This is a genomic window from Paenibacillus sp. FSL H7-0756 (assembly GCF_038006765.1).
Classification (GTDB): Bacteria; Bacillota; Bacilli; order Paenibacillales; family Paenibacillaceae; genus Paenibacillus_AQ.
In genome coordinates this window covers 1507891-1522802 of the sequence record NZ_JBBOVT010000001.1, presented here as the reverse complement: position 1 = coordinate 1522802, position 14912 = coordinate 1507891, and the positions used below count along the sequence as shown (strand labels likewise).

Below are 14912 nucleotides of genomic sequence, written 5' to 3'. Positions count from 1 at the left end.
TTCTTACTTTTTCGACGCCGCAGCCTTGATTTCCTTCTGAATTTCTTCGATCCCCTTATTCCGCTGATTGTCATTCACCGGATCTTGGATGACCTTGATCAGCGCCAGCTCCAGCGCTTCAGCGGTCTTGGCGTCAATCGAGCCAGTCGACTTCAGCTTGGCTGCGCTCTGGAATTTCTTGACCGCTTCTTTGGTCCCGGCATCGAAGTAGCCGTCCTTGCGGCCCGGCTTGTAGCCTAGCCCGTCTAGCATGGTCTGTGCACTTTTGACATCTGCATTGTTCATATTATATTGCAGCGTAACGCTCTTGTTAATCGGCGCCACCGAGAAGTAATCGGGCTGGGCTACGGCGATATCCGGCTTAATGCCCTTGCCGTGAATCCAGGTGCCGTCAGGCGTAAGCCACTTGGCAATCGTAATCTTCAGCAGGCTTCCGTCACCGAGCTGCTCCTCGAAGCTGGTCTGCACGGTTCCTTTGCCGAATGAATTCTCTCCGATCAGCTTGGCTCCGGCCGATTGCTGCAGGGCTCCGGCCATGATCTCCGAAGCGCTCGCGCTGCCTTTGTTCATCAGCACGACTACCGGATACTTCTTGCTTGATCCCTTAGAGGTGCTGATCTCGCGCCGCTTGTTCTTATCTTCCACCTGTACAATGGCTTTGCCGGAAGGTACGAACTGCTCAACCATCTCAATGACGACTGGCAGCACACCGCCCGGGTCATTGCGGACATCAATAACGAGTCCCTTCATGCCTTGCTTCTCCAGCTTCGTCAGCTCTTCCTTGAACCGCTCCGAGGTGTTCTGTGAGAACTGCGTAACCTCGATCACACCGACATGCTCCTTCTCCATCTTCGCATAGACCGTCTCCAGTCTGACATCATCACGGGTGATGACGAATTGCAGCGGCTCTGCTGTTCCGGTCCGCTGGACCTTCAGGGTAGCCTTGCTGCCCTTGGGACCGCGGATTTTGGCTACAGCCGCATTCAGCTCCAGCCCTTCCAGCGATTCACCGTTAACGGAGAGGATCACATCCTTGGCTTGAATGCCGGCCTTCTCTGCCGGTGAGCCTTTAATAGGGGAGACTACAACGACCTTGCCGTTATCGGAGGAGACTTCAGCGCCAATCCCCGAGAAGGAGCCTTCAATGCTCTCCTCGAACCGCTGTGCCGTCTCCTTGCCCATGTAGTTTGAATACGGGTCGCCCAGTGCTTCCATCATTCCGTTGACCGCACCGTCAATCAGCTTCTCCCGGTCGACCTTCTCATAATAATTGCTCTCGATCAGGCTAAGAGCGGTACCCAGCTTCTTCGATTCCTTCTCCTGTAGTCCGGCAGTCTGCAGGACCGTCGCCAGCCCTTCACCTGCGGCTTGTCCGAATACCTGCACATAACCGGTCACGCCCAGGGTCAGCAGACTGCCGCACAGCAGTGCCGCGACGATCATAAAGGCCGCAGTGCTTTTCTTTAACATGATGTTCCCACCGTCCCTTCTTGTCCATCTTAACACCAGCATGGGCCCGTTCCATGAGAAACGGCATCTCTTCCAGTATATGCCGCAGCATGAAAATATATTTATCAGTTCAGCCAAACTTAAAATTTATCCGCTAAGCGCGCTTACAGATAAGGCATAGGATTTACCGGTTTCCCGTTGATCCGCACCTCAAAATGCAGATGCGGGCCGGTAGAACGTCCCGTTGAGCCGGATTCCGCAATCTTCTGCCCGCGCTCCACCCGTTGTCCCTGGCTCACCTTGATACCGCCTTCGCGGATGTGACCGTACAGCGTCCATACCCCGCCGCCATGGTCAATAATGACACAATAACCATAGCCGCTATACCACTGCGCTAACACAACCGTACCGGAATCCGCCGCGTGAATACTCGTACCCTGCGGCACTGCGAAGTCCGTACCGGTATGCAGCTTGCCGACCTCATGCGTCACCGGATGGGTCCGGTAGCCAAAAGGAGAGGAGATCCGCGCGTAGCCCACCGGCCGGAGATAAGGACCATCTCCGCCGGAATATTCCTCTACACTCGCAACGGAGGAGCTGTCGCCGCCGGAAGACTTGGAGGCCTTCGCCTTCTCCGCCGCCTTGGCTGCGGCTAACGCCGCCCGGCGCTGCGCCTCAGCCTTCGCTGCCGCCGCTCTGCGCGCCGCTTCCTCCGCCTTAATCTTGTCCTTCTGCGCTTCCAGCGCGGAGCGGCTGCTGGCGAGCTCTACCAGCTTGGCATCCTGTTCGGCGGAGAGGACCTCCGAATTCTGAATCTCCTCATCGTAATACGCGATGAGCTCCTGCTTCTCCGCTTCCTTCTCCTTCAGCATACTGCGCTGGGCTTCCAGATCGGTATACAGCTGCTTCGCCGTGGCATATTGCCCTTCCAGCTCCTGCTTCTTGGTAATCACCGTCTGCTTGTCCAGCTTATGCTGCACCAGCAGATCCTGATCCTGATCCACGATCATCTTCAGGGAATCGGCCCGGTCCAGGAAGTCGGAGAAGCTGGTTGAGGACAGCAACACATCCAGATAGGAGACTGCGCCATCCGTGTACATCAGACGGACACGGGATTCCAGCAGCTTTTCGCGGGAGGCAACACGCGCCTCCGCCTCATCCAGCTCCGTTGCCGTCACGGTAAGCGACTTCTCCGTGCTGGCAATTTTGCCGGATATCGTGGTCATCTCACCCTTCACCTGGGCAATCTGCCCCAGCACATAGTCCAGATTCAATGTGGTCTTATTCTTATAGTGCTTCGCTTCCTGATTGCGGGAGTCCGCTTTCTCCTGCGCCGCCTTGGCCGCCTGGACCTCCTGCTGCAGCTGCTTCAGCTGCTTATCGATTTCGGCAACACTTGTTTTCTTCGCATATCCGTCAGAGGGCCCGAACATTGTGACAGCCAGCAATATAACGGCCATTCCGGCAGCTATTCTTTTCAACTTGCACTCTCCGTCCTTTGTTCAAAGATGTGAATCATACAGGCTATACCTTCAAGAACTTGCGGATCGACACCGTGCTGCCCCATACGCCAATCAGTACACCGAGGCCCACCAGCAGACCGCACAGCAGCAACCAGATATTTTCGAATGGAATCAGTTGAAGCCCCAGCATCGGATCTCCCTTCACGGAAGCCACCAGACTGCTGTAACCGGCGTAGAGTGCACCAGAGGTTACCACTGAACCAATCAATCCGATCAGAGCGCCTTCGATAAAAAAAGGCCAGCGGATGAAATAATTCGTCGCGCCCACGAGCTTCATAATGCCGATTTCCTTGCGGCGGGCCAGAATCGTTACCCGGATGGTATTCGAGATCAGGAACATCGACATTAGCGCCAGTCCCGCTACAAAAATAAACCCGATATTCCGCACCGCCTTGGTCACCTTGAATAAAGTCTCTACAGAGCCTTTACCGTAGTTCACCTTGTAGATCGGCTGCTCTTCATTCGTCTTGTTCAGTGCTTCTATCTTCTCCGCTACAAACGGAACCGTGGTCGGCTCAATGACTTCGACGAGCAGCTTGTCCGGCAGCGGATTATTATCTTCATCGAATCCTTCCAGGAGCTCGGCGGCATCCGGCCCCATATCTTCACGGAATTCCTTCAAGCCCTGTTCTTTGGAGACGAACTCCACCTTGCTGACTTCCGGCATATTGCCGATTTCGTTTTCCAGCTTCTCCCGCATCTTCTGGTCCGTATTCAGCGTCAGATGCACATTGATCTGCACCTGGCTGTCTGCTTTGTCCGCAATTTGATTGACGTTGAGCACCAGCAGGATGAACACTCCGAGTACGAAGAGAGAGACAACGATGGAAGTGATGGACGCCACCGACATCCAGCCGTTGCGGAATACGTTTTTGAAGCCTTCCCGCAAATGCCGCAAGAAGGTTTTAAAACTCATAACCGTATTCCCCTCTCAATTGGTCTCTGACGATCGTTCCATTCTCAATCGCAAGCACCCGTTTGCGCATTTTGTTCACAATATCCCGGTTGTGGGTCGCCATAACGATCGTGGTGCCGCGGAAATTAATCTCATCCAGCAGCTGCATAATGCCCCACGAGGTCTCCGGGTCCAGATTGCCGGTAGGCTCGTCCGCAATAATAACGGAAGGATTGTTGACGATAGCTCTGGCAATCGCGATCCGCTGCTGCTCTCCCCCTGAGAGCTGTGAGGGCTCACGCCCCGCCTTGCTGCGCAGTCCCACCAGATCGAGCACTTCATTCACACGCTTCTTGATAATCTTCTTCGGCGCCTCAATAACATCCATCGCAAAAGCCACATTCTCATACGCCGTCATCTTCGGCAGCAGCCGGAAATCCTGAAAGACCACACCGATATTGCGGCGCACATATGGGATCTTACGGGGCTTCAGCTTGCCGATATTGAACCCGCCTACAGAGATCTGTCCTTTGGTTGGCGTTTCTTCTCTATAAATTAATTTCATGAACGTTGATTTCCCTGCGCCGGACGGTCCGACAATGTAGACGAACTCATTACGGTCGATTTTGACGGATATTCCTTGCAATGCATGGGTCCCGTTAGCATAGGTCTTCCATACATCCTGCATCTCAATCATTTTCTCACTTCCCGATTCTGACATCTTCCGCCGGGCCACTGGGCCGGGGGAGCTTCCATAAACTGCATGATTATCGCAGGCGTATCTATTGTAACAAATCCATAACCCCTTGAGTACCCGAAAGTTTTACCGAATCCTTACATATACATAAAAACATCAGGTTTCGCCCCATAGAAGGAGAGATTACTTATGAAAAAAATACACGCCGCTCTCATCGCGGGTTTCAGTCTGATGCTGGCCGGTTCGCTTGCTGCCGGAGGGCTTCATCTGTACGGCAGCCAGCCCACCCTGCCCGCAAACACCGCTATCGCAGGCTGGGAGGTAGGCGGAATGAACATTGCTGACGTAGCGGCCGGAATGGATGCAAGACTTCAGGCGCTGGAAGCTACTCCACTCATGCTGAAGGCAAAAAATAATGCCGGACTACAGGTTACCCTAAAGCAGGCAGGCGTGACCTATGAAGCCGGGGATTTCCTTCAGGCGCTGAAGACACTGACGGACGGCACGCTGATGGAGCGGGTACAAGCCCGGCGCAACTGGTCCGGCAGCTGGAATATGGACATTCAGTTGCAGACTTCGCAGCTTAGGAGTCTCTTGAATCCCGAGTGGGAAAAAGAAGCCTTCGGCGTTCCGGTCGATGCGGTCCGGCAGATCACCGGAGATGACCGGGTCGTATATACGCCGGGCACCTCCTCCTACGAGGTGGACTGGCAGGCGTTGGAGCTTGCGATGCAGGCGGCGGTGCCCACCCGGTTGGCTGCTGACGGCAAGCTTCAGGATCAGCAGATTCAGCTGGAGATCCCTCTTGCCGTCAAGCAGCCGAAGATCACGCTACAGTCACTCAAGGATCAGGGCATTGACCGCAAAATCGTCCAGTTCAGCACCTCCCTCGGGGCCAGCGGCCCCGGACGCAGCTTCAATGTAGAGGCCGCCGCCAAAGCCGTGAACGGCACGGTTCTGCCGCCGAATGCGGTTTTTGATTACGGAAAAGCGATCCAGAAGGCCCAGACCGAATACGGCTTCCGCGAAGCCCCGGTCATCGTGAACGGCAAGCTCCAGCCCGGCACGGGCGGGGGGATCTGCCAGGTCTCCAGCACCCTGTATAATGCTGCGCTTCGCTCGGGCCTTGAGATCGTAGAACGGCGCAACCACTCGCTTCCGGTCAGCTACCTGCCCAAGGGGCAGGACGCCACTTTTGCCGAGGGATATATTAATTTCCGCTTCCGCAACAATACCGGCAAATATCTGATCATCAAATCCGAAGTCCAGGGGCGTACGCTGACCATCAAGCTGTTCGGCACGTTCCCGAAGAACGTCACCTATTCCATTGAATCCAGAACCGTCGAGGTATTGCCCCCCACGGATAAATATGTGAGCGATGCCTCGCTCCCCAAGGGCGGAACCCGGGTACTGCTTGCCGGCAAAACCGGTTATGTAGTTGAAACTTACATTACCCGCCATGTGGATGGTAAAGCTGTAGAAAGAAATCTGCTTTCCCGCGATACCTATTACGCCCAGAAACGTGTCATCGCCATCAACCGCGGCGGGATGAGCAAGTCCGATCAGCCCGAATCCCCGCGCAGACAGCTCGTCGAGGACGGAGTGAAGGTGCGGTAACGTCTATTCCCCCTGAATGTACGGCAAACAGAAACGGCTGTGCTCACCTTGTGACAAGGTCGGCACAGCCGTTATTTTTATGAAGTGCTGGACTGAGCCTGAAGCCTCTGTTGCTTAGAAAAGGGTATCCGGCGACATATCAATTCTCCAGTAGCCGTTCACCTTCTTCAGCTTCACTGTTACTACTTCGGAAGACCCGTTCGGTCCTTCCGCAGGTACAGTAAGTTCGAACACTGCCGCCTGTGCAGTCTTGGAGACCATCCGTGCAGTCGCTCTGGTGAAATCAAGCGAGTTGCCCAGATCAGAATTGACCTGTGCCATTCTGCCCTCATGCTCCAGGAACTGTGTCTGTGCATAGAAGGCGGCCGCATTATGCGTGAAGCCCTTCTTGATGTAGCTCATCAGCTGCTGCTTCGTGCCCAGATCGCTCGACAGATAGCGGTACTCCACTGTTTTATAAGTGAACAGCTCCGGGCTGAATACATTGCCTCCCCGGCTGGCATACGTGTATAGCTTCTTGGCATGAACCACCAGCGGAACAACGCTCCGTTCCGTGAGGTTGTTAATGGTAGCCGGCCCTTCCTTGCCCGGTGCAGACGCCGCAACCGTTCTAACGCCCTCAATGCTTGCCACCGGCGAAGCCGCAAGCGCTCCGCCCCCTGCAGAGACAAGACCCAGTGATAATGCCAGTGAACCGATCATCCATTTTTTGTTCATCATGAACGCCTCCTCATATTCCTGTTGGGTAGTTTGACCACTGCTTCTCTTCAACTGCTGCGATAAGTACTATATAACTTACGATAGCCCGTAAGCTGTAATACCCAAACCACCCTGGGGTATAAACGGATAATGGGGGAAAAGCGTAAAAAAACTCTGCCCCCGTGTAGTCGGGGGCAGAGCTCTATAGTTATCAACTGTTATTTATTTCCGCTTATGGATACCTGAGTGGAATTGCCGGCTGCAAGTGCCTGATCTTCAGTTTCAGGATCAATGGCATCTTCAAAATAGGCTGTAAACGAAACGTTCGCCGTTATAATTTTAGAAGAACCTCCTGCACCCCCGCCGTCCGAGGACCGCTGAAATGTTAATGTATCGACATTCACTACGCGGGGCAGCTGTTGCAGCGCAAGCAGCCATTTGCTGATACTCGAATAATCCCCCTCGACTACAGCCGTCATAGTCAGCGGCTTGACCGCAGGATATACCGCCGTACCTGAACCTGTCATGGTCTGAATCGGATTCTCTTGGCCTATACTGAAATTGACATCCTTTAGCTTCGCCCCGGATACTGATCCGATAGAGCGCAGATCCAGAATCATTTGTTCACTGTTGTCGCCTTTCGGAAGCTGGGTGAGCAGTGCAGCCTCTTCGGCTTGCTGTGAGGTGTCGTTCTTGCGTTCATTAATTTTGCTCTCAAGCAGACTATTCTGTTCATTCAACTGGCTGAGCTCCGATTCCTGATCTTTGACAGTTCGGCTGGTAGGCTGTAGACCAAGCATGAAGAAGGCGAACAGCAACAAAAACAGGATTAGAACGCCCAATGTAATAGGGGACCTGTATTTATTAATTTGTTCCACTGCCATCCCCCTCCCCTGACGCTGCCTGTTGGTCTATTCCAGCTGCTGTATCGTTAGTCTTTGTTTTTAGTAAGCTCACATGGTAAACCGCAGTATACGTACCATATCCTGAGACCGAACCGGACTGTACGGTGGTATCCCCTTCTGTCAGCTTCTGAATTTCGGCTCCCTTGGTGAAAGACATTTTGCGCAGATTGGCCAAATAAATAGAGGAAGCTTCCATACTCGGCACTCTTAACGTGAGATCAATGGAATCATGGTACGTATAGTTTATACTTCGCAGTAAGCTATCCTGCGGCAACCCCGAAGATAGCTCATTCAATACAGGTACAATAATTGTTCTATATGCAAGAATTTCATCCACTGCAGCCTTTCTGTTCAGTGTTCCGGACACTCCATTTATCTTGGCGAGTTCGCTTTGAAGCATCAATGAGCGGTCCTGGGCACCCTGAATTTGTTGCTCATTCTCTGTAATCTGCCCTTTATTTGTTGCAAAGAATATACCGACTCCTACCACACCGACCAGCCATATTCCAACAAGAGCAACAGCAACATATGGGAAAAGAATGGCCTCCCGGTCTTCCCGCGGCAGCAGGTTAACGGCAAGGGTATTACTATCCTGCAGGGCTGCCCCGGCGGCTACACGATAATCATTCAGCTCAGGATCAGGAGCACTGTCACCCGTGACATCTTCCAGTCCGATAGTTGTAACCTCAAGCTCCGTCAAGGATTGTTGCAGTTCCTCGAGCAGCTGGTTGCGAATCTGTAGAGGGCCTGTAATCAGGACATTTTGAATTCTCGTGCTTCCGTCATGAAGACTGTATTGATAAAAGTTCAGCATGCGCGATATTTCAGCGGTGATCTCCAGCATCCGCCCAGGCGCAAGCAATCCCCCGGCCAGGCTAGCTGACGTTGCCGCAACTTCTCTCATATATTCTATCCCAGCTTGTACAGTGGGCTGTACTCCGCTGTTCAAATCCATTTGATTAATGGTTCGGATGAACACCGGATTACCGCTGCGGAACATATATACGTCAAGAACATTCTGCTCGATATTAATAAGCATCGTATCCTCAAACTCTGCCTTGCGGCCAATACTCAAGCTACGGGCAAGTGCTGTTGCCGCAATCTCCACAGTAGCAACCCGCAGACCCGCTCCTTCAAGCACATCAATATAGTCTTGAATCGGCTTACGGGGAGCAGCGAACACCAGGAGATGACTGTTCTCCTCATCTACATCAATTGTGACATAATCATAAACAGGGCTTTCAAAGGGCAGATGCAGTCCCGTCTCCACCTCCAGCTTCACAAGCTGCTCTACCTGCTTCGGATTCGTGCTGGGAATACTCATTTTACGGATGATGATCTGTGATGGCGGAATCGACAGCGAGACCCGTTTACCGCGCAGTCTCTCAACCTTCACCCAGTGCTTGACAGTTTCCAAGAGAGCTTCACGATCGGCTACCTGATTCTCAACAATTAATCCTGGCGGGAGCGGAAGATAGCGCTTCTTACGTACTTCCCATAACTTTTTGTTCTTAAAGCTGATATAGCGGATTCCCGTCTGCTCAATCGCAAGACCGGCCACCGGGTTCTGAAGTCCAAGCATAAGCCATAAGCCTCCTAATGAATAAGCGAGAGATACCCGCCGATAATCTCTGAACCGTAACCGTAAGCAAGTAATCCTCCCAGAGCAAGCCAAGGACCAAAGGGAACGGGCTGCCCGCGCTTAACGATACCCGTCAATTGGAGTGTACCGCCAACCAGTGTACCTAATAGACATGCTGCGAAGAAGGCCAACAGCACATTAGGGAACCCTATGGCCAGTCCCAGCAATGAGAATAGCTTGAAATCACCCATACCCATTCCGCCGAACCAGGCAAAGGGTAGAATGATCGCTCCTCCAACAGCAGCACCTAGAAAGAATAACCATATCGATCCATCAACATTCAATAGAGTGAGCACTAGCAGGAATGGTGTGAAAAATAGCAGGATTTTATTCGGTATCAGCATATATTTGAGATCAGCCACCGTTACAATAACAGCCACACTTGATAATACAATCGCCGTCACACCTTTAACAGTTACGCCGAACTCCAGATAGGACCACAAGAACAGCAGTCCGGTCGCAAGCTCACCTAGCGGGTACAGCATGGATACTTTGGCACCGCAATGCCTGCATTTACCACCGTTTGCCAACCAACTGAGTACCGGTACCAAATCCCGCGGCTTCAGGCGTGTTCCACAACCGGTGCAGTGCGAAGGAGGATGATTGAGCGATTCTCCCGCTGGCACACGCAGAGCGACAACGTTATAGAAGGAGCCTAATATTAGCCCGAGCAGCGTGATATATACAGCGATAACGATGGTCATAGTCCATTCCTTTTGTGTAAAGTGATTTGTAAAAAAGGAACCGGAATGATCCGATTCCTAGATAATTAAGTAAGATATCGTTGATTACTCAAATAATCTTTAAGAATTTGGTGTTGGCGCCGGTGTAGCTGGACTTGACTTTAAGACCTCTGAAGCTGTATAGCTACCTCCAGCCTCCTTACTAGTTCCAGTAGTGGGAACAGATGGTTGATCAGCAGAACCAAGCGGCTTTGGCGCTATTTGAACTGAATCTAACTGGCCTTTGTCAGTGAAAATAACAACACCGCCCTTAATAGTGGCTTTTGAACTTGGAAGACTCAAGTCAGTATCCAAATACCCTTCTCTCTGCATTTCAGCAATAGTAACATTTACACCAGAAGTATCAACGAACTTACCATCTTTTTCACCAGCGATGTAAAGTCTCGCCGCATCATAAATTTGCCGGGCTGTAGCTACGTCAGAGTCTTTTTTTGTATCCGAAATAACATTCCCGATCAAAGGAATCGCAATAACCGCAATAATCCCCAAGATAACGATAACTGCCAATAATTCGATCAGCGTAAAGCCCTTCTGGCCTTCCTCTTTACTCAATCTCTTCTTGATTGCATTTGCTAACATTTGATTTCCTCCTAAAATGTATTTTTAAAGGTCTGGATGAGTGCTTGAATTCGTTGTATCTGCATTCGTCAGTACGAAGGCTATCTGCCCCCGCCCGGCGTCACCCCTCTCAAAGATGTCATCACATATTGCTATAGATACTGAACATTGGCAGCATAATGGCTGCTACAATCACGCCGACTACTCCCGCCAGGAAAGCTATCAATAACGGCTCAAGTAAAGACTTCAGCCGGTCAACAGTGTTTTCCACATCCATCTCATAGAAATCTGCTATCTTGGACAACATCTGGTCGAGCGCACCCGTCTCTTCGCCTATGGCGATCATCTGTGTGACCAGCGGCGGAAAGACCCAGGCTTTTTTCAAAGGTTCCGACAGAGGCTTTCCTTGTCTGAGTGAGTCTCCTGCGCTGCGAATGTACTTTCCAATTACCTTGTTGCCCGCAATTTCTTCAACAATCGCCAGCGATTGCAGGATCGGCACTGAACTGGCATACAGCGAAGAGAAGGTTCTGGTGAACTGCGCAATAGAGCCCTTCTGATTAAGCTTCCCGAACACAGGCACCTTCAGCTTGGCATAATCCAATGCGTAGGCCCCCTTCTCTGTACGCTTCGTTATCTGAAAGGCTACTATGATCACAATCAGACCGATCAGCCAAAAATACCATTGCCCTTGTATGCTCTTACTAAGCACAAGTACCATCTTGGTGATAGCCGGAAGCTCTGCATTCATCGACTCGAACATAGTTACGAACTGCGGAACGATAGCCCACAGCAGATAGATAACAGCGGCCACCGCCATAACGCCAACGGTGATCGGATACATCAGCGCAGATTTAATTTTCTCTGTGGTGGTATGCTGTTTCTCAAAATACATTGCCAGCCGTTCCAGCGTTCCTTCAAGGTCCCCGGTTTCCTCACCCGCCCTTACCATACTCACGAACAAATGCGGGAATATCTTTTTGTGATCCTGTATAGCTTGTGAGAAAGCTATTCCCCGCAAAAGACTGGAACTGACGTCCTGCAGCGCTTTGGCCAGCGGCTTGCTGTCTGTCTGCTCCGCCAGAATTCGGGTCGCATCAACGATAGACACACCTGCACGGATTAACGTGGCGAACTGGCGGCAATAAATAATGAAATGAATGGTTTTCACCGGATTACCGATATAAATCTCCATCGACAGGATAGAGTTTTTCTGCTCATTCAGTGAGAAAACAGTAAGTCCCCGCTTGCGGAGTTCCTCCATGGCAGTGGACTTATCTTGTGCCGTAAGCTTACCTTTGAGCTGTTTGCCCGCCGAAGTCTTAACCTGATATTCAAATTGAGGCATCGGAACTCCCCCCCGCAAGATAGGTTTTAGCTGCCGATGTATCAATTAGCCCTCTAGCCAGGCATTCACGGATGTTCATCTCCAGCGTATGCATCCCCTGAGCTTTACCCGTCTGCATGATATTCTTGATCTGATGTGTCTTCTCGCTCCGTATCATATTCCCGACTGCAGGCGTATTAATCAGAATCTCAGTTACACTGATTCGCCCCTGACCTTGAGAGCGGGGGAACAAGCGCTGGGAGACTACTGCCAGCAATACGGAAGCCAGCTGCAAGCGGATTTGGTTCTGCTGATGTCCGGGAAATGCATCGATAATCCGGTCAATTGTCTGCGGTGCGTCTGAGGTGTGCAGGGTTGCCATGACCAGGTGGCCGGTTTCAGCTGCGGTTACCGCTGCCGATATCGTCTCCAAATCGCGCATTTCTCCAAGAAGGATGACATCGGGATCTTGCCTGAGCGCCGCCCTAAGGCCGGTTGGGAAACTGGCAGTGTCGCTGCCAATCTCTCGCTGATCGATAATGCAGGTCCCATGGCTATGTAAAAATTCAATCGGATCTTCCAGCGTAACAATATGTTTACGTTCACGGCTGTTAATATGATGGATCATTGCTGCTAATGTAGAGGACTTGCCGCTCCCTGTCGGGCCAGTTACCAGAATCAGCCCCTGTGGCTTCAGCGCCAGTGATGAAAGTATCGGCGGAAGCGCCAGCTTCTCCAGGGTCGGAATATCTGCCGGAATACTCCGGGCAGCAATACTGATCCCCCCTCGCTGACGGTATACGTTCACTCGGAACCGGACTCCGCCTTCTAGCGGGTAAGAGAAATCATACTCACCCGCCGCCCGGAATTCAGCTTCTCTCTCGGGACCGAGCAGGTCAAGGGCCATCTCTTCAGCCTCGCCGGGACCAATGAGTGCTCCCTCCACATTCTCTAGCCTGCCGTCAATCCGCAGCACAGGAGGTGAGCCTACGGAGATATGCAAATCAGACGCTCTGGAGGAGTGAGCCAAGTGCAGAAGCTGTATTATCGTTCTAGTTGAAACTGGCAATATGTCTCCCCCTAATCATTAATGGGATACTGTCTCCCGCAGCACTTCCTGCAGAGTGGTCATCCCCTGCGATACTTTAAGCAGACCATCTTCCATCAGTTGGACCAGTCCGCCTACTTTGGCAGCGGAGCGCAGTTCTTCTACCGAAGCGGAGTCGGTAACCAATTGCCGCATATGATCATCAATAGTCAAAACCTCATGGATGGCAAGCCTGCCCCGATATCCGGTAGAGTTGCAGCTTCCACAGCCGCTTCCCCGGTGAAGGATATCCGTTCGGAGTCCGTAGCGTTCAAGCATAATCGCTTCCTGCTGGGATGGCTTATAGGTCTCCTTACAGTCTGTGCAAATTTTGCGCACCAGCCGCTGGGCAACGACACCGATCAATGACGACGCAATCAGATAGGGCTCGACACCCATATCACGAAGCCGGGATATGCTGCTTACAGCATCGTTAGTATGTAATGTTGACAGTACCAAGTGTCCTGTCAGTGAAGCTCGGACCGCAATTTCAGCTGTTTCGGTGTCCCGTATCTCCCCTACCATGACAATATTGGGGTCTTGACGGAGTATAGAGCGCAATCCCGCTGCGAATGTAAGGCCAATAGCTGGATTAACATGTACCTGATTAATTCCTTCAAGCTGGTACTCCACAGGATCTTCAACCGTGATAATGTTAACCGTCTCCTGATTCAGTTGGCTGAGCGCGGAATACAGTGTCGTAGTCTTTCCGCTGCCTGTAGGCCCTGTAATGAGCATGATTCCATATGGGCGGCCAATCATTTCCTTGAATGTGGCTGCATTGCCTTCACTGAACCCCAGCGTATCCACTGCCTTGATACCTGTACTGAGATCCAGCAGCCGCAGTACAATTTTCTCCCCATGCATCGTCGGCAATGACGACACACGAATGTCGATCATCTTGTAGTCGAATTGCATTTTGATACGGCCATCCTGGGGAAGGCGGCGTTCCGCAATATTCAGCCGTGCCATGATTTTGAGTCGGGCTGTAATAAATCCCTGCATCTGCTTGGGAATCAGCCGCTCGGTACGAAGCGTCCCATCAATCCGGTAGCGGATAAGCAGGTTATTCTCGCCGGGATCGACATGTATGTCGGACGCCCGCAATTGAACCGCCTGTTGGATCATCTGATTAACAAGCCGGACAATGGGAGAATCCTCGTCCGTAATTTCTGTCTCCGTAATCTCCTCCTGTGTCGGCAGCTCAATCAGCATCTGGTTCATAGAGTCGCGCATACCATAGTGCCGGGCAATAGCACGCTGCAATTCGTCTCTGGTAGAAATGGCCGGTTCAATCCGGAATCCCGTGCTCATCCGCAAATCCTCAATTGCGAAATAATCCAGCGGATCTGCCATAGCTACCATTAGCTTCCCCCCCTCTTTCAAGAAAGGGAGAACCTGATACCGCTTGGCCATACTTTCCGGAATAATCTGTGTAATCGCCGGGTCAATATGGTATTTATGCAAACTGACATGAGGGATACCCAACTGGAATTCCAACACCTCAATCAATTGCTGCTCTGTAATGTATCCTTGTGAAATCAGCAGGTCACCTAGTTTACGTTTGGTCTTGCGCTGGTCTATCAGCGCCTCCTGAAGCTGTTCCTCTGATATAATTCCGTTCTCTACCAGCAAATCTCCCAATCTCTTTTTTATGATTGCCAACCGCAGCTCATCTCCATGCCATGTGGATTATGTAGATTATCGGTTCATATGTGAATCAAAGTACCCATTTTAAATTTTTATAATAAAAATTTAGATAATCAACTT

13 protein-coding genes are annotated in these 14912 nt (G+C 51.6%); 1 reads left to right on the top strand and 12 read right to left on the bottom strand.

The annotated features are described in order from the left end of the window. Nucleotides 1-3: 3 nt before the first annotated feature. From NST04_RS06730 to ftsE, 4 genes are all read right to left on the bottom strand, one after another. The gene (locus NST04_RS06730; RefSeq protein WP_341183665.1) at nt 4-1470 is read right to left on the bottom strand and encodes a S41 family peptidase; all 1467 of its coding nucleotides are present in this window, start codon (nt 1468-1470) and stop codon (nt 4-6) included. Between the two features lie 143 nt (nt 1471-1613). Next, entirely contained in the window at nt 1614-2930 is a 1317-nt protein-coding gene (locus tag NST04_RS06725; protein ID WP_341183664.1) for a murein hydrolase activator EnvC family protein, read from the bottom strand. A 43-nt stretch (nt 2931-2973) separates the two neighbouring features. After that, nucleotides 2974-3888 (bottom strand): permease-like cell division protein FtsX, encoded by a 915-nt coding sequence (gene ftsX / locus NST04_RS06720; protein WP_341183663.1) that lies wholly within the window; start codon nt 3886-3888, stop codon nt 2974-2976. After that, a complete protein-coding gene (gene ftsE, locus NST04_RS06715; RefSeq protein WP_036721184.1) occupies nt 3878-4564 on the bottom strand; it encodes a cell division ATP-binding protein FtsE in 687 nt (228 codons plus the stop codon). Before ftsE ends, ftsX begins: the two co-directional genes overlap by 11 nt. 189 nt (nt 4565-4753) lie before the next feature. Between ftsE and NST04_RS06710 the strand changes: the two genes are divergently transcribed. Next, nucleotides 4754-6181 carry a VanW family protein gene (locus NST04_RS06710; protein WP_341183662.1) on the top strand — a complete coding sequence of 476 codons (1428 nt, stop codon included), beginning with the start codon at nt 4754-4756 and terminating at the stop codon, nt 6179-6181. Between the two features lie 114 nt (nt 6182-6295). On the opposite strand, the gene NST04_RS06705 is transcribed toward NST04_RS06710, so the two are convergent. The 8 genes from NST04_RS06705 to NST04_RS06670 form a co-directional block, all read right to left on the bottom strand. Beyond that, a complete protein-coding gene (locus NST04_RS06705) occupies nt 6296-6901 on the bottom strand; it encodes a DL-endopeptidase inhibitor IseA family protein (protein WP_341183661.1) in 606 nt (201 codons plus the stop codon). 197 nt (nt 6902-7098) lie between these two features. Next, nucleotides 7099-7758: a type 4a pilus biogenesis protein PilO gene (pilO, locus tag NST04_RS06700; protein WP_341183660.1), complete on the bottom strand. Its 660-nt coding sequence runs from the start codon at nt 7756-7758 to the stop codon at nt 7099-7101. Continuing rightward, nucleotides 7745-9367, bottom strand: a complete 1623-nt coding sequence (gene pilM / locus NST04_RS06695; RefSeq protein WP_341183659.1) for a pilus assembly protein PilM — start codon at nt 9365-9367, stop codon at nt 7745-7747. The genes pilO and pilM overlap by 14 nt, the downstream gene beginning before the upstream one ends. Before the next feature lie 14 nt (nt 9368-9381). Then, a complete protein-coding gene (locus tag NST04_RS06690) occupies nt 9382-10131 on the bottom strand; it encodes a prepilin peptidase (protein WP_341183658.1) in 750 nt (249 codons plus the stop codon). A 99-nt stretch (nt 10132-10230) separates the two neighbouring features. Then, nucleotides 10231-10749 carry a type II secretion system protein gene (locus tag NST04_RS06685; RefSeq protein WP_341183657.1) on the bottom strand — a complete coding sequence of 173 codons (519 nt, stop codon included), beginning with the start codon at nt 10747-10749 and terminating at the stop codon, nt 10231-10233. Between the two features lie 121 nt (nt 10750-10870). Next, nucleotides 10871-12076, bottom strand: a complete 1206-nt coding sequence (locus tag NST04_RS06680) for a type II secretion system F family protein (protein WP_341183656.1) — start codon at nt 12074-12076, stop codon at nt 10871-10873. After that, a complete protein-coding gene (locus tag NST04_RS06675; protein ID WP_341183655.1) occupies nt 12063-13124 on the bottom strand; it encodes a type IV pilus twitching motility protein PilT in 1062 nt (353 codons plus the stop codon). The genes NST04_RS06680 and NST04_RS06675 overlap by 14 nt, the downstream gene beginning before the upstream one ends. Before the next feature lie 18 nt (nt 13125-13142). Beyond that, complete coding sequence (locus tag NST04_RS06670) at nt 13143-14807, bottom strand: GspE/PulE family protein (RefSeq protein ID WP_341183654.1); 1665 nt, start codon at nt 14805-14807, stop codon at nt 13143-13145. Between the last annotated feature and the right edge of the window lie 105 nt (nt 14808-14912).